The organism is Azospirillum sp. VT-I1 (genome assembly GCF_055698305.1).
Map to the genome: position 1 here is coordinate 481,577 of NZ_CP168806.1, position 23,759 is coordinate 505,335.

Consider the following 23,759-nt stretch of genomic DNA (forward strand, 5'->3'; position numbering starts at 1 on the left):
CCTCAGTCTTTGGACAGGCTAATTGGATCGATCCAAATACGCAACGGAAAATGAGGAGAGTCGTGACAATTCGTGTACCAGACGTTCGGCGGGGCCTTGCATGGACGGGTGGCGAAACCTTCCCCTGCGACCGGACGTTTCATCGGCAGCCGGAGAGTGTCGCCCGGCCCGTCCATCAGCACGACCATCAGCACGACCATCAGCATGAGGAGTGCCGCCCGCCATGACCGCCAGACAAAGCGCTTCTCCGGGCTCCGCCCCGAGGAATGCCGCGGTGAGCAGCCTCGTGCCCGCCCGGATGGACCGGCTGCCCTGGGCCCGCTTCCATTGGATGGTGGTGGTCGGGCTGGGCGTCAGCTGGATCCTGGACGGCATCGAAATCCAGCTGATCTCGGCCTCCGGCTACAAGGAAAGCCTGGGGATGTCGAGTGCGGAGGTCGGGCTCGCCGGAACCATCTATCTGATCGGGCAGGTGGTCGGGGCGCTGGTCTTCGGGCGGCTGACCGACCGCTGGGGGCGCAAGCGGCTGTTCATCACCACGCTGGCGATCTACCTGATCGCGTCGGGCATCGCCGGCTTCGCCTGGACGCCATGGTTCCTATATTTCTGGCGCTTCGTCGCCGGGATGGGGATCGGCGGCGAATATGCCGCCATCAATTCCGCCATCGACGAGTTGATCCCCGCCCGCTACCGCGGCCGTGTCGACATCGCCATCAACGGCACCTATTGGGGTGGTGCAATGATCGGCGCCGTCGGCAGCGTCTTCCTTCTCGACCATTCGCTGGTGCCGGAGGATCTCGGCTGGCGGATCGCCTTCTTCATCGGCCCGGTTCTGGGGCTGGCCATCATCTATCTGCGCCGCTTCATCCCGGAAAGCCCGCGCTGGATGGTCACCCACGGGAGGGAGGAGGAGGCCGAGCGTATCGTCGACGATATCGAGGCCAGCATCCGCGAGCAGGAAAGCCTCTGCCGCCGGTCGATCCGCGGCGGGCCATGTCGATCATTCCCGAGGATTCCGTATCCTACGCCCAGCTTGTGGACGTCTTCTTCCGGCAATACCCGTCCCGCACCTTCCTGGGCGTGACGATGATGGTCACGCAGTCCTTCCTCTACAATGCGATCTTCTTCACCTACGCCCTGGTCCTGCAGAATTTCTATCATCTCGACCCGTCGCGGACGGCGTTCTATTTCTTTCCCTTCGCCGCCGGCAACCTGATCGGTCCGCTGCTGCTGGGACCGCTGTTCGACACGGTGGGGCGGCGGCGGATGATCTTCGGCACCTATCTGCTGGCGGGGGTCGTGCTGCTTGCGTCGGCAATCCTGTTCCGGCAGGGGGTGCTGACGGCGGACACGCACACGATCTTCTGGTGCGTCTCCTTCTTCTTCGCATCCGCCGGCGCATCGTCGGCCTATCTGACGGTCAGCGAGATCTTCCCGCTGGAGGTGCGGGCACAGGCCATCTCCTATTTCTTCGCCATCGCCCAGGTGGTGGGCTCCACCGGTCCGCTGCTGTTCGGCTGGCTGGTGGGGGAGGGAACGGAGCGCGATCCGCTGTTCTGGGGCTATGTGCTGGGGTCGGTGGTGATGATGTTCGGCGGCGTGGTCGCCCTGATCTACGGCGTCGATGCCGAAGGCAAGGGGCTGGAGGAGATCGCCGAACCGCTGACCAAGGCCGACCGCGACCGCGGGGTGGGGGCGGAGGCGGTGGAGACGACCTGACCGCCTCCTGTCATCTGCCGCCCATCATCCGGGATTGGCGGTTCCGGACGCGCGGGCGCCGTTCAGGAACAGCCGCACCGCCTGCCGGACATAGCGGTCGAGGTCGGGGATGGCCGGCGCGCTTTGCGGCAGGATCAGGCGGCGGATCAGCAGGTTGCCGGTGACCATGCCCAAGAAGGCCTGCGCGGCGGCGGCCGGATCCTCGATCTTCAAGGTGCCGCTGTCCGACAGGCGCTGCAGATATTCGGCGAGGCGGCGGATGGCGTTCTCCGGGCCGATGCGGAAGAACGCCTCGGCGATGTCCGGCACGCGGTCGCCTTCGGAGATCAGGATGCGGACTGTGCCGGTCGTCTCCTCGTTCAGCAGGGCCTTGACCAGATGCAGGGCGAAGGCGGTCAGCCCCGCCTCCGGCGTCACGCGGTCGTCGGCCTGGGCCGGGGCTAGGCCGGAGAGGATCATGGCGTTGTCCTCCTCCATGATCGCGCGGAACAGGCCCTCCTTGTCGCCGAAATGCTCGTACAGCGTGGCGCGGGACCCGCCGGCCACGGCGATGATGTCGCTGAGCGTGGTCTTCTCGAACCCCTTCTCGATGAACAGACGCCGGGCGGCTGTCAGGATCGCCTGCCGGCGCGCCAGTCCGCGCGGTCCGCAGGTGGCGGGGCCGGCAATGGTCCCGGCGGCGACATCGGCCTTGTGGCTGCTGTTCGTCATGATGCGCTTTCCTCCGGTGCGGCGGCGCCCGCGTCCGGTCTGATTATTCGTTCCACGCCGATGCGCGTGTACCACTGTAGAACGTCTGCACCGGGAGGGGAGCCTGGCGCGATCTGTAAAAAAGACGCAGGGCAAACCCTCTCCGGCAAGGTCATCGCGACAGCAGGATCGGCGTATTCGCCTTTGCCAGGACCGTCCGGGTCGTCCCGCCGAAGACGAACTCGCTGATCCGTGGCCGACCATAGGCGCCCATCACCAACAGATCGGCATCGACCTCGCGCGCATGGTCCAGCAGCACGGTGCCCGCATCGGTGCCTGGGCGCTGCTCCAGAACCACCTCCACCCCGTTGCGCGCCAGATGGCGCGACATGTCGGCCCCGGGATCGCCGCCGAGCAAGCCATTCGGCCGGGCTTCGGGCACCACGACCAGATGCACCATGTCCGCCGCAGTCAGGAAGGGCATGGCGAGCGCGATGGCGGTCGCAGCCTCGCGGCTGCCGTTCCAGCCGACGACGACGCGCCGGCCGATGCGGTGCGACGGCCAGCCCGCCGGCAGAAGCAGGGTGGGGCGCCCGGAGGCGAAGATCACATCCTCCGACAGGCTGAGCATCCGCGCCGGCCGGGCCGGCCGCAGCGGCGGGCCGACGATGGCGAGGCTGGCGTGGCGGGCATGGAGCATCAGCGCCTCGCCATCCTCATGGTCGGACAGGCGCCATTCGCCGCTGACGCCGGCATCGGCGACGATGCGGTCGAACAGCGTCCGCGCCTCCGCCGCCGCGTTGCGGGTGGTGCCATGATGCCGGCGCAGCATCGCTTCCAGTCCGCCGCCGCGGGCGAAGCCGCTGCCGGGCATCAGTTCCAGGCGGTTGGCGACAAAGGTGGCGATCAGGTGCGCCTGCCAGCTTCGCGCCAGGGCGGCGGCATAGGCCAGCCGGCCGGCCCGCTCCTCGTCCGCTTCGATGAAAACCACGATGTCCTTCGGCATTCCGGAAGAAGGTCCGGGGGCATTTCGAAAGCCTCATTCTTGGTGTTCGGTCGGGGGCGTTCCGATCCGGCCGGAGTGCCGTCAGGAGGCCGCCGGGGGCGGAGCGGTCCCGCGCAGGAACAGATGGACGCCGGCGCGCACATAGGCCTCCACCGCCGGCATATCGACCGGCCGGTCGGGCAGGATCAGCCGCTCCATCAGGAGGTTGCCGGTCACCATGCCGCAGAAGGCCTGCGCCGCCATATCGGCGTCGGCGATGCGGATCCGCCCCGCTTCGGCCAGTTCGCGCAGGCAGCCGGCGATCCGCTCGCGCGTCCGCTCCGGCCCGACGCGGACGAAGGTCTCGACAAGGTCGGGGACGCGCGCACCTTCGGAAATCAGCGTGCGCAGGATCGCCGTCGTCCGCGGTTCGGTCAGCGCATGCATGATGTGCAGGGCGATGCGGACCAGCCGCTCTTCCGGATCGGTGGTTTGCTCCAGGTCGCTGCCGGCGGGCGTGTCCAAGGCAAGGGCGTCCGGCGCCATGCCGTCCAGCACCCGGGCGCAATGTTCCTCCATCATGGCGCGGAACAGGCCGTCCTTGTCGCCGAAATGGGCATAGAGCGTCGTGCGCGACCCGCCTGCGAGCCGCAGCACATCGCTGAGCGACGTACCGGCATAGCCCTTCTCGACGAACAGCGCCGCGGCGGCATCCAGCAGCGCCCGGCAGCGCGCGTGTCCCCGCCCGCCCGTCCCGGCGCCGCAGTCCACCCCCTTGCATCCAGCCCCGTATCGGGCATTGCGGAACCCCCTTGCGCACTGCAGCATTCTGAATGTATCGTCTGGTACAGTGTACTGTATGAGACAGTACTAAGCAACGGGGATGTGCCGGACCACCCGCAGCCCGGACCGAAGGCCGGCCGATGGCTCCGGCGTAGCAGGGAGACGGGACCGCAGACGCGCGGCGCCGAGACGAGGAAAGAGATGTCTAGATCCAACTCATTCATGACGCTGGCCGCAGCGGCGGCGCTGATCGTGGTGCTCGCCGGTTGCAACCAGCAGAAGCAGGCGTCCGGCCAGCCCCAGGGCGGCGGCGGTCCGCCGGAAGTGTCGGTCCTCACCATCGAGCCGCAGCGCCTGCCGGTGACGACCGAGCTGCCGGGGCGCACCGCCGCCTATCGCGTGGCGGAAATCCGTCCGCAGGTCAGCGGCATCGTGCTGAAGCGCCTGTTCCGCGAGGGCAGCGACGTCAAGGCCGGCGACCAGCTCTACCAGATCGACCCCGCCACCTACGAGGCGTCGCTGGCCAGCGCCCAGGCTGACGTGCAGAAGGCGGAAGCGAACCTGCAGGCCGCCCGCAACAAGGCGGCGCGCTATGGCGATCTGGTCAAGAACAGCGTGGTCAGCAAGCAGGACTTCGACGACGTCCAGGCTTCGCTGAAGCAGAACGAGGCGCAGCTGGCCGCCGCCAAGGCCGCCTACAACCTCGCCAGCATCAACCTGAACTACACCAAGGTGTTCGCGCCGATCTCCGGCCGCATCGGCAAGTCGGCGGTGACGGAGGGTGCCCTGGTCACTTCCAACCAGGCGACGGCGCTCGCCACCATCCAGCAGTTCGACCCGATCTATGTCGACGTGACGCAGACCGCCTCGCAGCTGATGAAGCTGCGCGAGGACATGGAGACCGGCCGCATCCGCCCGGCGGAACCCGGCAAAATCCCGGTGACGCTGTTCCTGAACAGCAACGCCAGCGGCGACGACACCGCCTATCCGGCGAAGGGCGAACTGCAGTTCGCCGACGTGACGGTGGATGCGGGCACCAGCTCGGTCCAGCTGCGCGCAGTCTTCCCCAACCCGAATAAGGACTTGCTGCCCGGCCTGTTCGTCCGCGCCCGCGTGGAGCAGGGCGTCGCCGGGAACGCCATCACCGTCCCGCAGGCGGCGGTCAGCCGCGGGCCGGACGGCAGCGCCCGCGTCTGGGTGGTGGGCGCCGACAACAAGGCGGCCCAGCGCACGATCAAGACCGAACGCGCGGTCGGCAACGTCTGGCTGGTGTCGGACGGTCTGGCCGCTGGCGAGCGGGTGGTCGTCGAGGGGCTGCAGAAGGTCAAGCCGGGTGCCGAGGTGAAGCCGGTGCCGGCGCAGAACGCGCTGGCCGCGCTGCCCGAGAAGGCCGCTTCGGCCCGCTGATCCAGGACACCGTCCCCAGGAACCGCTCCCATGTCAAAATTCTTCATCGACCGGCCGGTCTTCGCCTGGGTCATCGCCATCGTCATCATGATGGCGGGCGCCCTGGCGATCCTGCGGCTGCCCGTCGAGCAGTATCCGAAGATCGCGCCGCCGACGGTGTCGATCACCGCCAGCTATCCCGGCGCCTCGGCCAAGACGCTGGAGGACACGGTCACCCAGGTCATCGAGCAGAAGATGACCGGGCTCGACCATTTCCGCTACATGTCCTCCAACAGCGACTCCTCCGGCAACGTCACCATCACCCTGACCTTCGAGCCGGAGGCCAACCCCGACATCGCCCAGGTCCAGGTGCAGAACAAGCTGCAGCTGGCCACGCCGCTTCTGCCGCAGGAGGTCCAGCAGCGCGGCATCCAGGTGTCGAAGGCCGGCAACGATTTCCTGCTGGTGGTCGGTTTCGTGTCGAGCGACGGGCGCCTCAGCCAGGGCGACATCGCCGACTACGTCACCTCCAACCTTCAGGACACGCTGAGCCGCGTCGAAGGCGTGGGCGACATCACCGTCTTCGGGCCGCAGCACGCCATGCGCATCTGGCTCGACCCCGACGCGCTGAACAACTTCGCCTTGACCACCACCGACGTCTCCAACGCGATCAAGACCCAGAACGCGCAGGTTTCCGCCGGCCAGCTCGGCGGCGCCCCGGCCATTCCGGGCCAGCAGATCAACGCCACCATCACCGCCCAGTCGCGCCTGCAGACGCCGGAGCAGTTCGGCGCCATCCTGCTGCGGGTGAACCCCGACGGATCCCAGGTGCGGCTGCGCGACGTGGCGCGGATCGAGATCGGGTCCGAGACCTACGAGATCAACGCCGCCTACAACGGCAAGCCGGCGGCCGGCGTCGGCATCAAGCTGGCGACCGGCGCGAATGCGCTGAACACCGCCGCCGCGGTCAAGGCACGGGTGGCTGAACTGCAGCCCTTCTTCCCGGCCGGCATCGAGGTCATCTACCCCTACGACACGACGCCCTTCGTCGAGCTGTCGATCCACGAGGTCGTCAAGACGCTGTTCGAGGCCATCGTCCTCGTCTTCGTCGTGATGTATCTGTTCCTGCAGAATTTCCGGGCGACGCTGATCCCGACCATCGCGGTTCCGGTGGTTCTGCTCGGCACCTTCGGCGTGCTGTCGCTCTTCGGCTTCTCGATCAACGTCCTGACGATGTTCGGCATGGTGCTGGCCATCGGCCTGCTGGTGGACGACGCCATCGTCGTGGTCGAGAATGTCGAGCGCGTGATGAGCGAGGAGGGGCTGCCCCCGCGCGAGGCGACGCGCAAGTCGATGGACCAGATCACCGGCGCGCTCGTCGGCATCGCGCTGGTGCTGTCGGCGGTGTTCGTGCCGATGGCCTTCTTCGGCGGGTCGGCCGGCGCCATCTACCGCCAGTTCTCGCTGACCATCGTGTCGGCGATGGCGCTGTCGGTGCTGGTCGCCCTGGTGCTGACCCCGGCGCTCTGCGCCACCATCCTGAAGCCCGTCGCGTCCGGTCATGGCCATGCCAAGAGGGGCTTCTTCGGCCTGTTCAACCGCGGCTTCGACGCCAGCAGCCGGGTCTATGTCCGCGGCGTGCGTGGTGCGGTGAACCGGCTGGGCCGCTATTTCGTCGCCTATCTGCTGATCCTCGGCGGGCTGGGCTATTTGTTCCTGCAGATGCCGTCCTCCTTCCTGCCGACGGAGGACCGCGGCCAGCTGTTCGTGCTGTGGTCGGCCCCGCCGAACGCCAGCGCCCAGCGCACGGCCGAGACCGCCAAGGCCGTCACCGCCCATTTCCTGGAAAAGGAGAAGGACAGCGTCGAGGGCCTGTTCACCATCGTCGGCTTCAACTTCTCCGGCCGCGGCCAGAATGCCGGCATGGCCTTCGTCCGGCTGAAGGACTGGAGCGAGCGCACCCAGCCGTCGCAGAAGCCGCAGGCCATCGCCGGCCGGGCTATGGGGGCGCTGTCGCGGCTGAAGGACGCCGTTGTCTTCGCCTTCCTGCCGCCGTCGGTCCCCGGCCTCGGCAACGCCACCGGCTTCGACCTGCAGCTGGTCGACCGCGGCGGGCTGGGCCATGACCGGCTGATGCAGGCGCGCAACCAGCTGCTGGGCATGGCGGCGCAGAACCCGAAGCTGGTCGGCGTCCGCCCCAACGGCCTGGAGGACACGCCGCAGTTCAAGCTGGATGTCGACCGCGAGAAGGCGAGCGCGCTCGGCCTGTCGCTCAGCGACATCAACACGACGCTGTCGGCGGCCTGGGGCTCGTCCTACGTCAACGACTTCATCGACCAGGGCCGGGTGAAGAAGGTCTATCTGCAGGCCGACGCGCCCTACCGCATGCAGCCGAGCGACATCGACCGCTGGTATGTGCGCAATGCCGCCGGGCAGATGGTTCCCTTCTCCGCCTTCACCACGGCGCAGTGGATCTACGGCTCGCCGAAGCTGGAGCGCTACAACGGCTCCTCCTCGCTGAACATCCAGGGGTCGGCCGCGCCGGGCATCAGCTCCGGCGAGGCGATGGCCGAGATGGAGGCGATGATGCGGAAGCTGCCGCCGGGCATCGGCTACGAGTGGACCGGCCTGTCCTACGAGGAGCGGCTCAGCGGCTCGCAGGCACCGGCGCTCTACGCCCTGTCGATGATCATCGTCTTCCTGTGTCTGGCGGCGCTCTACGAGAGCTGGTCGGTGCCGGCGTCGGTGATCCTGGTGGTGCCGCTCGGCATCCTGGGCGCGGTCATCGCGGCGACGCTGCGCGGCCTGCCGAGCGACGTCTATTTCCAGGTCGGCCTGCTGACCACCATCGGCCTGTCGGCAAAGAACGCCATCCTGATCGTGGAGTTCGCCAAGTCGCTCTACGACCAGGGCATGGAGCTGAAGGAGGCCGCGGCCGAGGCCTGCCGCCAGCGCCTGCGGCCGATCATCATGACCTCGCTGGCCTTCGTCCTCGGCGTGCTGCCGCTGGCGATCGCGAGCGGCGCCGGATCGGAGAGCCAGAACGCCATCGGCGTCGGCGTGATGGGCGGCATGATCTCCGCCACCGTGCTGGCGATCCTGTTCGTTCCGGTCTTCTTCGTCGCGGTCTACCGCCTGTTCGTCCGCCGTCGCCCCGGCCATGGCGCCATGCCGCAGCCGGCGGCGGGGGACTGAGCGGAGGGAGCGTTCCCGCCGCTGTAACGGAAAAGGCGCCGGGTCCCTCGTGGGCCCGGCGCTTTTTTCTTACGGGGCGGGATGGAACATCGTGGAACGGATCCGCCCCATCCGTTCAATCCGCCCACCCCATCCGATCGTGGGACGTCCCACCAAGGGAAGGATCAGCTTGCGGGCGACAGCGCCTTGGTAAACTCGGAAAGGTTGTGGCGCATCATGTCGACGTAGGTGGCGGCCGGGCCGCCCGCCGGGGACAGGGCGTCGGAATAGACGCGGCCGCCGATGCGGGCCCCGGTCTCGCGCGTGATCTGCTGGAGCAGGCGGGGATCGGCGATGTTCTCGACGAAGACCGCCTTGATCTTCTCCTTCTTGATCTGCCGGATCAGGCGGGCGATGTCGCCGGCCGCCGCCTCCGATTCGGTGGACATGCCGACGGGGGCGAGGAAGGTGACGCCGTAAGCCTTGGCGTAATAGCCGAAGGCGTCGTGCGAGGTGACGATCTTGCGCTCCTTGCGCGGGATCGCCGCCATCGCCTTGCGGATGTCCGCGTCCAGCGCATCGAGCTTGGCGGCGAAGGCGGCGTGGTTGGCGCGCAGGGCGTCGGCCTGGGCGGGGGCCGCGGCGGTCAGGCCCTTCAGGATGTTGTCGGCATAGAGGCGGGCGTTGGCGACCGACTGCCAGGCATGGGGATCGAAGGCGCCGTGGTCATGGCCGTGCCCGTGCCCGCGCCCATGGTCATGGTCGTGACCATGGGCGTGGCCCTTCTCCCCATGCTCCTCCTCGCCGGCGATGGCCTTGACGCCGCTGCTGGCGACCACCACCGGTCCCTTGTAGCCCGACGCCTTCACCAGACGGTCGATCCAGCCTTCCATGCCCAGCCCGTTGACGACGACGAGGTCGGCGCCGCCGAGGGCGCGGGCATCGGCGGGGGTGGGCTCGAAGACGTGGGCGTCGCCGTCGGGGCCGACCAGGGTGGTGACGGCCACCGCGTCGCCGCCGACCTGCCGGACCATGTCGCCGATGATGGTGAAGGTCGCCACCACCTTCAGCGGCTCGGCCAGCGCTGGCAGGGCGAACAGGGTCAGCGCCGCCGCGAGGGCGGCAGCGGATATGCGCTTCATGGGACAGGACTCCTCGTTCGGGAATACGCCGGGTCAGGCGGCCAGATGCCGCCCGGGGAACCAGCGCAGCCGCAAGCTGCCGACCGGCCCGAGGGTCAGCGACAGCAGATAGGCGCCGCCGGCGACCAGCACGATGGCGGGCCCGGACGGCAGGTTGAAATGGAAGGACAGCAGCAGCCCGCCGAAGCCGGAGGCGAAGGCGACCGCCATGGCGGTCAGCGCCAGGGTCGGCACCCGTTCGGCCCAGAAGCGGGCGGTCGCCGCCGGCAGCATCATCAGCCCCACCGCCATCAGCGTGCCCAGCGCCTGGAAGCCGCCGACGAGGTTGAGGACGACCAGCACCAGGAAGACCAGATGGCTGAGGGCGCCCAGCGTGCCGCGCGGCCCGCCGACCGCCCGCAGGAAGCCGGGGTCGAAGCTCTCCACCACCAGCGGCCGGTAGAGCAGAGCCAGCGTCAGCAGCGTGACCGTGGCGATGCCGGCGACCAGCAGAAGGCCGGCGTCGTCCACCGCCAGGATGGTGCCGAACAGCACATGCATCAGGTCGATGTTGCTGCCGCGCAGGGAGACGATCAGCACTCCGCCGGCCAGCGAGATCAGGTAGAAGGCGGCGAAGCTGGCATCCTCGCGCAGCGGCGTGGCGCGCGACACCATCCCGGCCAGCAGCGCCACCGCCAGCCCGGCGACCATGCCGCCGATGCTCATCGCCCACAAGGACAGGCCGGCCGCCAGGAAGCCGACGGCGGCCCCCGGCAGGACGGCATGGGACATGGCGTCGCCCATCAGGCTCATCCGCCGCAGCACCAGCATCACCCCGACCGGGCCGCAGCCCAGCGACAGGGCAAGGCAGGCGGCCAGCGCCCGGCGCATGAAGCCGAATTCCAGGAAGGGGGCGGCCAGCAGGTCGTACAGGACCATGGCGTGATGCATCAGGCGCTCCGCCGGCAGGGGGCGGCGCGGTCGTCCCAGGCTTCCGCCATCGCGCGGGCGCGGGCGAGGTTGGCGGGGCTCAGCACGTCGGCGGTGCCGCCCCAGGCGATGGGCTCGCGCGCCAGCAGCAGCGTGTCGGGGAAATGGCTGCGCACCTGGTCGAGGTCGTGCAGGACGGCGACCACCGTCCGCCGCTCGCCGTGCCAGCGCCGGACCACTTCCAGCAGGTCGGCGGTGGTGCGGGCGTCGATGGCGGTGAAGGGCTCGTCCAGCAGGATCAGGCGGGCATCCTCCAGCAGCATGCGGGCGAACAGCACGCGCTGGAACTGGCCGGCGGACAGCGCGGCGATGGGGCGCCGCTCGAAGCCGGACAGGCCGACCATCGCCAGCGCCTCCCGTGCCTGGGCCTCCAGTTCGGGGCCGATGGCGCGGAAGGGGCCGACGCGGCGCCAGTGGCCGAGCAGGACGGTGTCGATCACGTCGATGGGAAAGCTGCGGTCGACCTCCGCCTGCTGCGGCAGATAGGCGATGTCGCGGGCGGTCAGCCCCTGCAGCGCGATGCGGCCGTCCAGCGGCTTCAGCGTGCCGACGATGGCCTTCAGGAGCGTGCTCTTGCCGGCGCCGTTGGGGCCGACGACCGCGGTCAGCGACCCTTCGCGGAAGCTGCCGGACAGGTGGTGCACGGCGGGATGGCGGCGGTAGCCCAGCGTCAGGTCGGTGAGGCGGATGACGGCGGCGGTCATGCCGGCATTCCCGGGCCGGGGATCCAATCCAGCGCCCAGGCGACGGCGAGCCAGAGCAGCGCGCAGAGCAGCAGCGCCGCGGCGACGCGCGTCAGGGCGGAGGCGGCCATAGGGGAGCGGGCGAAGAAGAACATGCGCGGTCTCGGGTGATCGGAGCTGCGATAGTAATGTTATAACGTTACGTTTATGGCAAGGGCGAAAGGCGATGCAGCCCTCTCCCCGACGAATGTCAGCCAATCATGCGAGTTCGACGCGGTTCCTGCCGGCGTCCTTGGCCCGGTACAGCGCGGCATCGGTGCGCTGGAGCAGGGCATAGGCATCCTCGCCGCCGCGGCCCTGGGCGGCACCGATGCTGACGGTGATGGAGTTGCCACAGTCCATTCGCTGCGACGCGACCGCCTGCCGAAGAGTGTCGAGCACCTGTCCGGCGGCCGCCAGTTCGGTTTCCGGCAGCAGCAGGGCGAATTCCTCCCCGCCCCAGCGCGCGAGCGCGTCGGACCGGCGCAGCCGGCCGGAGAGCGTGGAGGCGACCAGACGCAGGGCATCGTCACCCGCTTGATGCCCGTGCGTGTCGTTGAAGCGCTTGAAATGGTCGATGTCGATCAGCGCCAGGACATAAGGCCGGCCGTAGCGTTCCAACCGCGCCTCCGCCTCGGCGAGCGCCTGCTGGAAACGGCGGCGGTTCCAGGCCCCGGTCAGCGGGTCGTGCATCGCGGCCCGCTGCAGTTCGGCCTCCAGGATCTTGCGCTCGGTGATGTCCAGCAGGACGCCGTTGAAGACCATGGTGCCATCGGCGCGCCGGCGCGGCTGGGCACGCCCCAGCAGCCAGCGCCGCGCGCTGGCCGGGCCGATCTCCAGTTCGCCTTCCCAGACCGTCCCGTGCCTTCCGGACCGCCGCAGGCTGCGGCGGACCCTGGCCCAGCCCTTCAGGTTCATCAGCGGGGTCAGGACGCTGGAGGCGGTCAGATCCGCATCCGCGGGCAAGCCGAACAGCTCCGCCGCCGCGGAGCTGAAATAGCCGGCGCGCAGAACGCCGTCCGAATGGAACTCCGCCTGGAAGATCGCGCCGGGCAGGGCGTTGGCCAGATCGCCCGCCTGGGCCTCCCGTTCCCGTTCCGCCGTCAGGTCGGAGAAGCTGACCACGACGCCGACGATGCCGGCATGGCCGCGGATCGGGCTGGCGGTCAGCCGGACCGGGAACGGCGTGCCGTCGCCGCGCAGGAAGGTCGAGTCGATGTCCCGCGCCGCCTGCCCGGTCTCGGCGACCTGGAACACAGGGTGGAGCGCCGCGCCCTCCGTCCCGCCGCCCAGGAAGCGCCCGGCATGGCTGCGGATCAGCTCGCTTTCGTGGCGGAAGCCCAGGGCGCCGACGGCAACCGGGTTGACGAAGGTGAAATGACCGGTGCGGTCGATGCCGCAGACTCCGACCTGCACGTTCTCCAGCAGCAGGCGGTTGAACTGCTCGGCCTCGATCACGGCGGTGACGTCATGGATGATGCACAGCAAGAGCTTCCGCCCGCCCAGGACGATGGGGCCGGCATAGACCTGCACGTCGCGCACCGACCCGTCGGCGAGCCGGTGGTGGAAACGCTGGGGATAGTGGCCACCCTCCCAGGACGCGATCTCCCGCATTGCCGGCAGGATCGACCGTCCGAGCGCATTGATGTCCCAGACATGGAGGCTGCGCAGCCTTTCGCGGCTGTGGCCGTAGAAGGCCGCCGCCTTGGGATTGGCGTCGACGATGGCGCCGTCCCGGCCGGGATCGATCAGCAGGATGGGGGCCGCATTGTTGGCGAACAGCGCGCCGAGGATCCCGTCGCCATCGCGGTCGGCCGTCACCGCCCCAAGCAGCTCGCCGGGCAGTTCGCCGTGAGCATCGCGATCACCGTGCGGCGCCATCCCCGATCCTCTCGCTGCTGACTGTTGAGGGTCTTCTCGAACTCTGGTGGTGCATTCTCCGGTAATCAGATTTGTAGGAAGAGAAATCTGAAGATTCTGTTGTTGCGGAGCGCCGGCCCGAAAATTCGGGCGGCCGACCGCGTTTTGTGCCGGCGGCCTCTGTCCTTACCGTCCGTAGCCGATGGGCGGCGGGGCCAGATCGAGGATGCGCCGGTAGAGCCGTTCCGCCTCCTCCTTCGGTTTGATGCCGAACAGCGGGTTGTCGTTCTCGCGAAAGGCGGCGTCGATCTCGCGCCAGTCCTCCTCCGTCAGCACCCGTTCGGCCAGCGGCAGCAGCTGCTCCTCCTCGATCTGGAGATGGGCGTATTCCAGCGTGGCGTAGCGTTCGGCGGTGGCGAAGAAATCATCCGCCGCGCCGTCGTCGCCGGCCTCAAAACAGACCAGCTGGCGTTTCAGCGTCTCGATCATCGGATAGCCCAGCGCGTGCTCGCGCTCCAGCCTGCCCAGCAGGGCTTCGGCCTCCGGTGCGCGGCGGCGGACGGCGGCGAAGAGGAAGCGGTCCTCCTTCGGGTGGTGCCAGTGGTCGGGATAGCTGACGATGTAGTCGAGGATCGCGCGCAGCAGCGGGAAATCGGGGGTGGCCCCGCCGCGGATGGCGCGGATCTGGTGGCGCAGGGCGTGCAGAACCGCGGCGATGGCGAAATGCTCGTCCTTGATGATGCGGATGGCGTCCATGCTGGGTCGGTCTCCCCCGATCTGGGTGGCGAGGATCAGGGCAGCGCGCGCGAGGCGTCGCCCAGCCGGTGGTAGGCGCGGTTGAAATAGACGAGTCCGCCGTCGGGCCGGTCATCCGGACCGTCCTCGCGCTGGCGGATGGCGACGACCTGGCAATAGAAGACGCTGTGGGTGCCGACGCTGTGGGTGTCGACGATGCGGCAGTCGAAATTGACCAGCGCGCCGGCCAGCGCCGGGCTGCCGGTCTCCAGGCCGGTCCAGTCGGCATGGGCGAAGCGTTCGTCGGCCGACAGGCTGCGGTTGGAGAAGACCTCCGACAGCGACTGCTGCCCGCCACACAGCGGGTTGACGCACAGCACGCCGTTCTCCGCGAAGGCCCGATGCACGAAGGAGGACTGGTTCAGGCAGACCAGCAGGGTCGGTGGCTGGTCGGTCACGCTGCACACCGCGGTGGCGGTGAAGCCGGCCCGGCCGCCGGGACCGGCGGTGGTGACGATGTTCACGGCGCCGGTCAGCATCGACATGCCGTTGCGGAAGCGGGAAACCTCAACCATGGGGGATGTCCTTAGTCTCAGATGTCGAGGACGAGCGTGTCGCTGCGGGCGCGCGAGCAGCAGAGCAGGATCTGGTCGTTGTCGGCCTTCTCCTCGTCGGTCAGGAAGACGTCACGGTGGTCGGGCGTGCCCTCCAGCACATTGCACAGGCAGGTGCCGCACACGCCCTGTTCGCAGGACATCTGCACCTTGATGCCGATGCGGCCGAGCGCCTGGACGATGGTCTCGTCCTCCGCCACCCGCACGGTCTTGCCGCTGCGCTTCGCCACCACCTCGAAGGCACCGCCGCCGGTGGCGACCTCCGCCTGGAAGTATTCGCGGTGGATGCGCTCGGCCGGCAGGCCGAGGCGGATCGCCTCGCCGATCACCCAGTCCATGAAGCCGGTCGGACCGCAGACATAGAGATGCGTGCCGGCGGGAGCGGAGCCGAGCAGGGCGGGCAGGTCGAGGCGCTGGTCGGCCGGGCCGTCGTCCAGATGCAGCGCGGTGCGGTCGCGGAAGGCGGCTTCGGCCAATTCGCCCAGGAAGGCGCAGGCGTCGCGGCTGCGGCCGCAGTAATGCAGCTCGAAAGCGCTGCCCGCCGCCGCCAGGGCATGGGCCATGGCGATCATCGGGGTGATGCCGATGCCGCCGCCGATCAGGATCGAATGGGCGGCATCGGCCGCCAGTGGGAACAGGTTGCGCGGCAGGCCGACCGCGACCTCCGTCCCCTCCTGCAGGCGGTCATGCGCCGCGACCGAGCCGCCGCGTGAGGCGGGATCGCGCAGGATGCCCAGCCGATAGCGGCTGCGGTCGGCCGGGTCGCCGCACAGCGAGTATTGCCGGACCAGACCCGGCGCCAGATGCAGGTCGACATGCGCCCCGGCCTCGAAGGGCGGCAGCGGGTTGCCGGTCCTGTCGATGAGGTCGAGCAGCAGCACCCCGTTCCCCTCGACCCGGCGGCGGGCCACCGTCAGCATCAGCGTGTCTTGCGTCGTCATGACCGTCTTTCCTCAGCGCATGAAGATGCCGCCGTTGATGTCCCAGGCCGCACCGGTGGTGAAATCCGCGTCGGGCGAGGCCAGCTCCACCGCCACCCGGGCGACGAAGGCGGGGTTGCCCAGCCGCTTCACCGGGATCATGCCGATCAGCGTTTCCAGCCGTTCCGGCGGGACTGAGGCACGGACCGACGGCAGCTCCATCGGGCCGGGGGCGATGGCGTTGACGGTGACGTTGCTGGCCGCCAGCTCGCGGGCGAAGATCTTGGTCAGCGTCAGGATGCCGGCCTTGGAGGAGGCGTAATGCGCGCCCGACGCCGTGCCGCCATTCTGCCCGGCCAGCGAGGCGATGTTGACGATGCGACCGTAGCCGGCCTTCGCCAGATGGGCCCCGAAGACTTGGCAGCCAAGGAAGGTGCCGCGCAGGTTGACGGTCAGCACCGCGTCGAATTCCTCCGGCGTGATCTGCATCACCGGGGTCATCGGCGTCATCGCGGCGTTGTTGACCACCACATGCAGCGCCCCCCAGCGGGCCAGCACGGCGTCGAGCGCCGCGGCGAAATCCGCCTTGCGGGTGACGTCGAGCACCAGCGGCAGAACCGCCTCGCCGGACGGGTCGAGTGCGGTTGCCGCATCATTCACCGCGTCTTCCGCGACGTCGGTCAGGGCGACGCGGTAGCCGGCGGCGAGGAACTGTTCGGCGATGACCCGGCCCAGCCCCTGGGCCGCGCCGGTGACGAGTGCGACCTGTGCCATCCCGTGGACTCCTGTCAGAGGATGTAGCCGATGCTGTGCAGCGCATCGGTGGAGTTGACCAGCCGGACGATCTTGCTCTTCAGCCGGAAGCCCTCGCCGGTGCGGGCGAGTTCGTAGGTGACGTCGGCGGTGTAGTCGCGCAGCGTCTCCTTGCGGAACTCGCGCAGATGCTGGGCGGCGCGGACGGTGATCGCGGCGCCGTCGTCGGACAGGATGCGGAAGCGCGACAGCGAGCGCACAGTGCGCGACGCCGGCTGGGTCGAGACGGATTCGCCGCCGGTCAGGCGGGCGACGCGCTTGGCCCGCATGTCGGCGTCGTCATAGGCGTAGTTCAGCCGGTCGGCGAGGTCCGTTGCCTCAGGGTCGATCGGCACGATGTAGAGGCCGTCGGCGGTCCATTGCGCCAGCCAGTCCTGATACTCGCGGTGGTCGAGCATGTCGGCCTCCTGCCAGAGGAAGGCGCTGACCTCGGTGAGGAGTTGGGTGTTCATGGGGTGTGTCTCCGGGGGTGGAGTGGTGGCAGTGATGCCCCCACCCCGACCCTCCCCCGCTGGGCGGGGGAGGGGGTTTAAGCGCTTTATTGGCAAAGCGGCGGCAGTTCCCTCCCCTGCGAAGCGGGGGAGGGTTAGGGTGGGGGCAATTCGCCCCGCCCCGCTCACGCCGTCATCAGCTTCTTCCACTGCTGGTAGGCGGCGCGCATGCCGGTCTCGGCGCTGACGTCGCCGGCGCGGCCGTCCTCGGTGATGCGTTCGCCGGGCAGGCCGCGGTTCAGCAGGATCCAAAGGTCGGTGCCGGCCTGGGCGCCCTTCTGCACCCGTTCCCAGGCTTCCGAGTCATCGGGCGTGCCGAAGCCCATCGGGCCCTGGAAATGCTCGTGCAGGCGCAGCCGCGCGCGGTTGGCGGCGGCGGGGCCGCCGTCCATGGTGATGACGGCGTGGTGGATCTCGGTCTCGTTCACCGACACCGGGCGCAGCACGCGGAAGAAGGCCATCGAACAGGCGATGTTGGGGAACAGGTTCAGGTTGAAGCCCGACCCGCCGACGGCGCGGACGATGCGGCGCACCTTGTCCTCGTCATGGCCCTCCCGGCGCAGCTCCTCGGCCAGCTCCGCGAAGCGGGCGGGGACGGGGGCGTCGAGATCCTTCTCCAGGTCCACCAGTTCGGGGATCATCACCATGACGCTGTGGCCGTTGCCGAGATCCTCGACGAAGCCGGGGCCGTTGACGAAGTCCAGCATGCGCTCGGTCTGTTCGTCGACCGACGACAGGAAGGACTTGTGGACGACCGGGAAGTGATAGCCGTCGGTGGTGTTCTCCAGCTGGATCTTCCAGTTGCCGGGGAAGCGGAAGCGATGCTCGCCGGCCACCTTGATCGGGTAGCCGCCGCCCTGCTTCATGAACAGGTCCATCCACTTCTTCGCCGGGCCGAGCCAGTCGGCCAGCGGCTCGATGTCCTCGCGGAAGCTGGCGAAGACCATGCCGGCATATTCCTCGACCCGCAGGCTCTTCAGCGGATATTCGCCCTTGTCCAGGCACTGGCCGTAGCTTTCCGGATGCGGCACGCCGCGCAGACTGCCGTCCAGGCCATAGCTCCAGCCGTGATAGGGGCAGACGAAGCTGTTGGTCCGGCCCTTCTTCTCCTCGCAGACCGTGGCGGCGCGGTGGCGGCAGCGGTTCAGCAGGACATGGATCTTCTGCTTGCGGTCGCGCACCACCACCACCGGCTGGCGGCCGACATAGGTGGACTTGTAGTCGCCGGCCTCCTTCACCTCGCTGACATGGGCGACCCAGACCCAGCAGTTGGCGAAGATGCGGTCCATCTCCTGCTCGAAGATCGCCGGGTCGGTGTAGAGGGAGGTGTGGGCGCGGTCGTCGCGCACGAGGTCGGCAAGGTCGCGGCTTGCTGCCGAAGAGTGGGTGGGCGGGGCTTTGAGATCGATAGCCATGGCTATGGTCTTTCCGTCATGGAAGCGGAGAAGAGAGGGGATCACTCCGGGACCGGAACCGGGTCGGGGCGGTTCCAGCTGTCGACCGGGCGGCTGAACAGGTTCTCGGTGCGGAAATGGCTCATGCGCCAGGCGCCCTCCTCCAGGCGGAAATCCACCGTCAGCCGGGCGGCGTTCAGGTGCGATCCGCCGGCGGCGAAGGTCGAGGTCTGCAGCATGATCCAGCTTCCCTCCGCCGATTCCAGACCAGTGGTCCGGATCAGCTCCGAGGTCAGGAAATGGACGTTCAGCGCGAAGTGGGAGGGTTCGACCATGTATTTGGCGAACATCTCCCGCAGGGCCGCGCGGCCGGCGATCCGGCCGAAGGTCTTGGCGTATTTCTCGCCGATGCCCTCCCACACCGCGTCGCGCGTGAACAGGCCGGCAAGCTCGTCCAGCGGCGTCGCCGGGGTCAGCGCGTCGCACAGCGCCATGTAGCGGACCATGCAGGCGCGGACGGCGGCCTCCGCCTCGAAGCGGGCGAGGCGCGCCCGCAACTCCGCGATCTCGGCGGGGAGGGCAGCGGTCATTGCGGGATCACCAGCTCGCGGCCGACGCGGGCCTCGACGCGGCAGTATTTCCACAGCTTGAAGGTGCCGTCGCCCACGGGCGTGACGCGGAACAGGTTGCAGGCGGCGGTCACCGTCTCGATGTCCGGCACGTCGGCCAGCACATAGGTGGTCCAGGGCCAGTTGGTGGACGGGCCGACCATGATCTGGTCATCGTCCAGATTGCCCAGCACCGTCACGCCCGGCAGTTCGCCGATGCCGCGCATCATGGTGGAGAAGGCGCCCCAGACCTGCTTGGCCTCCTCCGCCGTCGCGTCGAAGAAGTTCTGGTTGACGCCGATGCAGAACAGGACGCGCAGGGGCTTCTTGTCGCTCATGGAAGGTCTCCGGGGATGGGGGTCAGAGATAGCCGGGCAGGGGGGACAGGCCGAACAGCATGGCCCCGGCATTCTGGTAGGTGACGTCGCCGAGGAAGGCGTGCTGGGTGATCATCTGGACGTCGCGGACCTGCCGCGCGATCGGGCAGCGCTCATAGACGCCGGCCATGCCGGTCAGCATCTGCGCCCGGCGGGTCACCTCGGCGGCGGTACGGGTGGCGTGGGTGGCCGACAGGCGCAGCATGCTGACCTGATCCGGCGCCGGATCGTCGCCGACCAGCAGGCATTGCCACACCTCGTCGATGGCGCCATAGAACCAGGAGCGGGCGGCACGCAGCTCGGCCTCCAGCTTCGCGGTCTCCAGCTGCGAGGCGACGCGCTCCCCCAGCTTCGGCGCGCCGGTGACCGACGCGCGGGACCCCATGGAGCGCAGCTCGTCCAGGGCGGCGCGGGCGATGCCGAGCGAGACGACGGACAGGACCTGCGCTGCGAAGGCAAGCGTGGGATAGCGATAGAGCGGTTCGTCCAGCGCCGACTTGCCGCCGCGCACGAAGGTCCATTCCTCCGGCACCACCACGTCCTCGACCACGAGGTCGTGGCTGCCGGTGCCGAGCAGCCCGACGACATCCCAGTTGCGCTCGATGGTGACCGCGCTGCGCGGCATCACCGCCATGCGCGGCAGGCCGCCGGTGCCGTCGCTGTTCTTCGGCGCGATGCCGACGCCGACGATGTCGGCGCCCATGCAGCCGCTGGCCCAGCTCCAGCGGCCCTTCACCTTCAGGCCGCCATCGACGAAGACCGCCGGCTGCGGCGGGAAGATGCCGCCGGCGAAGACGAGGTCGGGGCCGCGGGCGTAGAGGCTGCGCAGCGTGTCGAGCGGCAGCGCCGACAGATAGACCGCCCCGATGCCGAAGCTGGCGACCCAGCCGGCCGAGCCGTCGGCCTCGGCGATGCGCTCCACCAGCCGGCAGAATTCGGCGGGGGAGCGTTCGTCGCCGCCGAAGCGGCGGGCGACCAGGGCGCGGTAGACGCCGAGCGCGCGGTAGCGCTCGACGATGTCCTGGGAGATGAACTGCTGCTGTTCGAATTCGGCGCGTCGGCCGCGGATCTCGGTCAGAAGCTCCGCAAGCAGAGCATCGTCGAAGCTCCGGCCGCCGTCCTGTTTCTGCGCGGGCAGAGTCACCAACATGGGGATCTCCATAGCGGGTGATGGAGGGAAGGCGCGCGTCCGCATTCGGAGAGCGGCTCCGTCCATGGCATCGGGGATTGAAAGGCTGAAGCGGCTCAGGCCGGACCGGGCAATCGCTCGGCGATGTGGGCCGCCACCGCGCACAGCAGCTCGTCGGCGCCCTTGGCGGCGACCAGCTGCAGGCTGGCGGGGGCGCCGCCGACGGGGGCGAGCGGGACGGCGATGGCCGGGTGGCCGGACAGGTTGAAGGGGCGGACCAGCGTGGTCATGCGGACCAGCCGGCTGGTGTCGCCGGCATCCGCCACCAGCGGCGGCGGGCCGGCCATGGTCGGCAGCGCGATGACCGCAACCCGCGCCAGAAGCGCATCGACCTCCGCGGTGAAGGCGGCGCGCACCGCTTCGGCGCGGGCCAGATCCTCCGCCGTGGTGCGGGCGGCGTTGCGCAGGCGGAACGCCACGTCCTGGCCGACCAGCCCGGTCTCCACCAGGGCGGCGCAGGCGGCCCAGGTTTCGACATTGATGACCGACAATCCGGCCTCGAAGGCGGCGCGCATGCCGGTCAGGACGACGGGTTCCACCGGCAGGCCGGAAGCTTCGACCGCCGTGCGCACGGCGGCGGCGATGCCGTCGTCGGCGTCCGTCTCCAGCAGGCCGATGGCAACGCCGTCCACGGCCGGCAGCGGGCCGAAGGTCGGGTCGATGGCCGCCATGCAGGCGACCAGACGCTTCATGTCGGCGGCGAAGGGGCCGACGCAGTCCAGCGTGGTCCGGGCCGGCATCGCGCCGCGGCGGCTGACCCGTCCGAAGGTCGGCTTCAGCCCGAAGACGCCGCAGCAGGCGGCGGGAATGCGCACGGAACCGCCGGTGTCGGTACCGACCGCCGCATCCACCATCCCGGCGGCGACGGCGGCGGCCGAGCCGCTGGACGAGCCGCCGGGCACGAAGTCGGGGAATTCCGGGTTCGGCGCGGTGCCGGCCCAGCGGTTGATGCCGGTGGTGCCGAAGGCCAGTTCGTGCATCGTGGTCTTGCCGGTGATCCGCCAGCCGGCGGCGAGCAGATTGCCCACGATTTCGGCGTTTTCCACGGCCGGCGGGGCAGCGTCCAGCGCCCGGCTGCCGGCCCGCGTCGGCAGGCCGGCGATGTCGATGCTGTCCTTGATGGCGACCGTCGGGGCCGCAGCGCGGTCGGCGGCGCTCCCGATAAGGTCGAGCGTTTGAACGAAGATGGTCATGGGCAATGCCTTCCCCGGTCGAACCGGACTCCCCAAGGACTCTCACGATACCGGGCTTGTCTTTCGCCGCCGGGATCGGAGCCGTTCGGGGTGGATGGGATGACCGAAGCCTAACGGCGAGAAACGTGAATAGTCAATTGACTTTGGAAAAATAATTTTTGCCGGTGAAGCACAAAATCCGAGCAGTGCCTTGATGTCTTCAGGCGCGCGGAAGCGCAGGGGAGCAGTGGGAGCGTTTCTTCTATCATGCTGGCAATGAAGGGATTTTCCCGATGTCCGTACTTTCCGGATAAGCGCTCATTCCAAAGTACCTGATCGGCGCACTTGGTGGGATTTCGCCTGCAAAGCATGCAATGGAGTGCCAAAAAATGGGCAGTTTTTCTTGAAAATTCGATTGCGGATTCACGGAAGTCTGGCTTAATGGGCGGCAGGGACGACCGGCGCCGGGCATGACCGCCACAGGACTTCACCGGCGGGGCGTGGTGTCGCCGTCCATCAAAATCCCAAAGAACAGGACTGCCGGGCAATTGTACCCGGTGTGATGCGGAAGCATCGGTGTTTTCCGTTTCCTTCCGGTGCTCATGCCGGTCGGACGCTTACTGACTGTTCGTGTCTTCTATTGTCTCAGTATTGGGTAATTGGCGCGGCGGCGCCGCCGCTTTCATTGGCGCGCTCTTTGCTTTGTTCCTTTCGACAGAACAAGAGGTTGGGCGGCAGAGGGCTTCTTCGGGGGCCCGGCCGCACCGGCCCGCGGGTCCGGCGGCGGAAGGCTGATCGGACCGGGACAGACGGCAACACGAAATGGCGGCAACACGAAATGGAGGGTGTGGTGATTGCAAAGAAGCTGGCGGTCTCGCTGCTGTTCGGGGCGTTCGCGGTGGGCGCCGCCCTGCCGGCCGACGCGCAGGTGAAGGTCGGCGTGGTGACCTCCTCGACCGGCCCCATCGCGCTGGTCGGCATTCCGCAGAAGAACAGCGTGCCTCTGCTGCCGACCAGCGTCGGCGGCCAGACGGTGCAGTACATCACGCTCGATGACGGCAGCGACCCGACGGCCACCGTCGCCGCCTTCAAGAAGCTGATCACCGAGGAGAAGGTGGACGCCATCATCGGCCCGTCCGGCTCGCCCAACGCCATGGGCGTGATCCAGTTCGCGGCCGAGGCCGGCGTGCCGATGCTGGCCCCGGTCGGCACCGCCGCCGTGGTGCTGCCGATGACCGAGCAGAAGAAATGGGTGTTCAAGACCACCCAGAATGACGACCTGATCGCCGAGGCGCTGCTGGAGCACATGGCGAAGGCCGGCATCAAGTCGGTCGGCTTCATCGGCACCGCCGATCCCTATGGCGACAACTGGCTGAAGGTGTTCGGCGAGGGTGCGGCCAAGCGCGGCATCAAGCTGCTGGCGAGCGAGCGCTTCCAGCGGCAGGACACCTCGCTGACGGCGCAGGGGCTGAAGATCCTGTCGGCTTCGCCCGACGCGGTGCTGATCGCCGCCCCGGGAAGCTCCTCCGTCCTGCCGCAGACGACGCTGTTCGACCAGGGCTTTCGCGGCAAGGTCTATCAGACCCACGGTGCGGCGCTGCCCGACTTCCTGAAGCTCGGCGGCAAGAAGGTGGAGGGCACGATCCTGGCCGCCAGCCTGATGCTGGTGCTGGACCAGGTGTCGGACAGCCATCCGTCGAAGAAGATCGCCGCCGACTATGTCGCCGCCTACGAGAAGCAGAACGGCTCCAAGCCCGCCACCTTCGGCGCCAACGTCTATGACGCCGGCCTGCTGCTGGAGCGCGCCATCCCCGTCGCCCTGAAGGGCGGGGAGCCGGGATCGGCCGCCTTCCGCACTGCGCTGCGCGACGCGCTGGAACAGGTGAAGGAGCTGCCGGCGACCCAGGGCGTCTACAACCTGACCGCCGCCGACCACAGCGGCTTCGACGAGCGCGGCCGCGAGCTGATCACCGTGTCCGGCGGCAAATGGACGCTGGTGAAGTGAGCCGTGTGACG

Annotated in this window: 22 protein-coding genes and 1 pseudogene; 4 read left to right on the forward strand and 19 right to left on the reverse strand. The window is 68.7% G+C overall.

What is annotated here, in order from left to right; all coding sequences use genetic code 11:
- Positions 1 to 2: 2 nt before the first annotated feature.
- Positions 3 to 206: a hypothetical protein gene (locus AB8P05_RS30695; protein WP_472761754.1), complete on the reverse strand. Its 204-nt coding sequence runs from the start codon at positions 204 to 206 to the stop codon at positions 3 to 5.
- 17 nt (positions 207 to 223) lie between these two features.
- Here AB8P05_RS30695 and AB8P05_RS30700 point away from each other — a divergent pair.
- Positions 224 to 1,719: pseudogene (locus AB8P05_RS30700) on the forward strand (MFS transporter).
- A gap of 24 nt (positions 1,720 to 1,743) precedes the next feature.
- On the opposite strand, the gene AB8P05_RS30705 reads toward AB8P05_RS30700, so the two are convergent.
- The 3 genes from AB8P05_RS30705 to AB8P05_RS30715 form a co-directional block, all read right to left on the reverse strand.
- Entirely contained in the window at positions 1,744 to 2,430 is a 687-nt protein-coding gene (locus tag AB8P05_RS30705; RefSeq protein ID WP_472761755.1) for a TetR/AcrR family transcriptional regulator, read from the reverse strand.
- 151 nt (positions 2,431 to 2,581) lie between these two features.
- Positions 2,582 to 3,415, reverse strand: a complete 834-nt coding sequence (locus tag AB8P05_RS30710; RefSeq protein ID WP_472761756.1) for a universal stress protein — start codon at positions 3,413 to 3,415, stop codon at positions 2,582 to 2,584.
- 81 nt (positions 3,416 to 3,496) lie between these two features.
- On the reverse strand, positions 3,497 to 4,165 hold the full coding sequence (locus AB8P05_RS30715; RefSeq protein WP_472761757.1) for a TetR/AcrR family transcriptional regulator: 669 nt from the start codon (positions 4,163 to 4,165) through the stop codon (positions 3,497 to 3,499).
- A 213-nt stretch (positions 4,166 to 4,378) separates the two neighbouring features.
- Here AB8P05_RS30715 and AB8P05_RS30720 point away from each other — a divergent pair, with 213 nt between their 5' ends.
- The gene (locus AB8P05_RS30720; RefSeq protein WP_472761758.1) at positions 4,379 to 5,584 is read left to right on the forward strand and encodes an efflux RND transporter periplasmic adaptor subunit; all 1,206 of its coding nucleotides are present in this window, start codon (positions 4,379 to 4,381) and stop codon (positions 5,582 to 5,584) included.
- A 30-nt stretch (positions 5,585 to 5,614) separates the two neighbouring features.
- Positions 5,615 to 8,758, forward strand: coding sequence for an efflux RND transporter permease subunit (locus AB8P05_RS30725; protein WP_472761759.1), 3,144 nt, complete (start codon positions 5,615 to 5,617; stop codon positions 8,756 to 8,758).
- Positions 8,759 to 8,922: 164 nt separating this feature from the next.
- Here AB8P05_RS30725 and AB8P05_RS30730 read toward each other — a convergent pair whose 3' ends face one another.
- The 15 genes from AB8P05_RS30730 to AB8P05_RS30800 all read right to left on the reverse strand — a co-directional run bounded on the left by AB8P05_RS30730 (position 8,923) and on the right by AB8P05_RS30800 (position 21,764).
- Positions 8,923 to 9,879, reverse strand: a complete 957-nt coding sequence (locus AB8P05_RS30730; RefSeq protein ID WP_472761760.1) for a metal ABC transporter substrate-binding protein — start codon at positions 9,877 to 9,879, stop codon at positions 8,923 to 8,925.
- Between the two features lie 33 nt (positions 9,880 to 9,912).
- Positions 9,913 to 10,797, reverse strand: a complete 885-nt coding sequence (locus AB8P05_RS30735; protein WP_455176065.1) for a metal ABC transporter permease — start codon at positions 10,795 to 10,797, stop codon at positions 9,913 to 9,915.
- An 11-nt stretch (positions 10,798 to 10,808) separates the two neighbouring features.
- Positions 10,809 to 11,552, reverse strand: coding sequence for a metal ABC transporter ATP-binding protein (locus AB8P05_RS30740; RefSeq protein ID WP_472761761.1), 744 nt, complete (start codon positions 11,550 to 11,552; stop codon positions 10,809 to 10,811).
- Positions 11,549 to 11,686, reverse strand: coding sequence for a hypothetical protein (locus AB8P05_RS30745; protein WP_472761762.1), 138 nt, complete (start codon positions 11,684 to 11,686; stop codon positions 11,549 to 11,551). The genes AB8P05_RS30740 and AB8P05_RS30745 overlap by 4 nt, the downstream gene beginning before the upstream one ends.
- A gap of 103 nt (positions 11,687 to 11,789) precedes the next feature.
- The gene (locus AB8P05_RS30750; protein WP_472761763.1) at positions 11,790 to 13,451 is read right to left on the reverse strand and encodes a sensor domain-containing diguanylate cyclase; all 1,662 of its coding nucleotides are present in this window, start codon (positions 13,449 to 13,451) and stop codon (positions 11,790 to 11,792) included.
- Between the two features lie 165 nt (positions 13,452 to 13,616).
- Positions 13,617 to 14,186, reverse strand: a complete 570-nt coding sequence (locus tag AB8P05_RS30755) for a hemerythrin domain-containing protein (RefSeq protein ID WP_472761764.1) — start codon at positions 14,184 to 14,186, stop codon at positions 13,617 to 13,619.
- 35 nt (positions 14,187 to 14,221) lie between these two features.
- A complete protein-coding gene (locus tag AB8P05_RS30760; RefSeq protein WP_472761765.1) occupies positions 14,222 to 14,740 on the reverse strand; it encodes a flavin reductase in 519 nt (172 codons plus the stop codon).
- Between the two features lie 17 nt (positions 14,741 to 14,757).
- A complete protein-coding gene (locus tag AB8P05_RS30765; RefSeq protein ID WP_472761766.1) occupies positions 14,758 to 15,720 on the reverse strand; it encodes a PDR/VanB family oxidoreductase in 963 nt (320 codons plus the stop codon).
- Positions 15,721 to 15,732: 12 nt separating this feature from the next.
- The gene (locus AB8P05_RS30770) at positions 15,733 to 16,473 is read right to left on the reverse strand and encodes an SDR family NAD(P)-dependent oxidoreductase (protein WP_472761767.1); all 741 of its coding nucleotides are present in this window, start codon (positions 16,471 to 16,473) and stop codon (positions 15,733 to 15,735) included.
- Between the two features lie 14 nt (positions 16,474 to 16,487).
- Entirely contained in the window at positions 16,488 to 16,964 is a 477-nt protein-coding gene (locus AB8P05_RS30775) for an aromatic-ring-hydroxylating dioxygenase subunit beta (RefSeq protein ID WP_472761768.1), read from the reverse strand.
- Between the two features lie 164 nt (positions 16,965 to 17,128).
- Complete coding sequence (locus AB8P05_RS30780) at positions 17,129 to 18,418, reverse strand: aromatic ring-hydroxylating oxygenase subunit alpha (RefSeq protein WP_472761769.1); 1,290 nt, start codon at positions 18,416 to 18,418, stop codon at positions 17,129 to 17,131.
- 41 nt (positions 18,419 to 18,459) lie between these two features.
- Positions 18,460 to 18,987 carry a nuclear transport factor 2 family protein gene (locus AB8P05_RS30785; RefSeq protein ID WP_472761770.1) on the reverse strand — a complete coding sequence of 176 codons (528 nt, stop codon included), beginning with the start codon at positions 18,985 to 18,987 and terminating at the stop codon, positions 18,460 to 18,462.
- On the reverse strand, positions 18,984 to 19,343 hold the full coding sequence (locus AB8P05_RS30790; protein WP_109157388.1) for an IacB protein: 360 nt from the start codon (positions 19,341 to 19,343) through the stop codon (positions 18,984 to 18,986). The genes AB8P05_RS30785 and AB8P05_RS30790 overlap by 4 nt, the downstream gene beginning before the upstream one ends.
- A gap of 22 nt (positions 19,344 to 19,365) precedes the next feature.
- Positions 19,366 to 20,532, reverse strand: a complete 1,167-nt coding sequence (locus AB8P05_RS30795; RefSeq protein WP_472761771.1) for an acyl-CoA dehydrogenase family protein — start codon at positions 20,530 to 20,532, stop codon at positions 19,366 to 19,368.
- 95 nt (positions 20,533 to 20,627) lie between these two features.
- Positions 20,628 to 21,764: an amidase gene (locus AB8P05_RS30800; RefSeq protein WP_472761772.1), complete on the reverse strand. Its 1,137-nt coding sequence runs from the start codon at positions 21,762 to 21,764 to the stop codon at positions 20,628 to 20,630.
- An 829-nt stretch (positions 21,765 to 22,593) separates the two neighbouring features.
- On the opposite strand from AB8P05_RS30800, the gene AB8P05_RS30805 reads away from it, so the two are divergent.
- Complete coding sequence (locus tag AB8P05_RS30805; RefSeq protein ID WP_472761773.1) at positions 22,594 to 23,748, forward strand: ABC transporter substrate-binding protein; 1,155 nt, start codon at positions 22,594 to 22,596, stop codon at positions 23,746 to 23,748.
- The last annotated feature ends 11 nt before the right edge of the window (positions 23,749 to 23,759 follow it).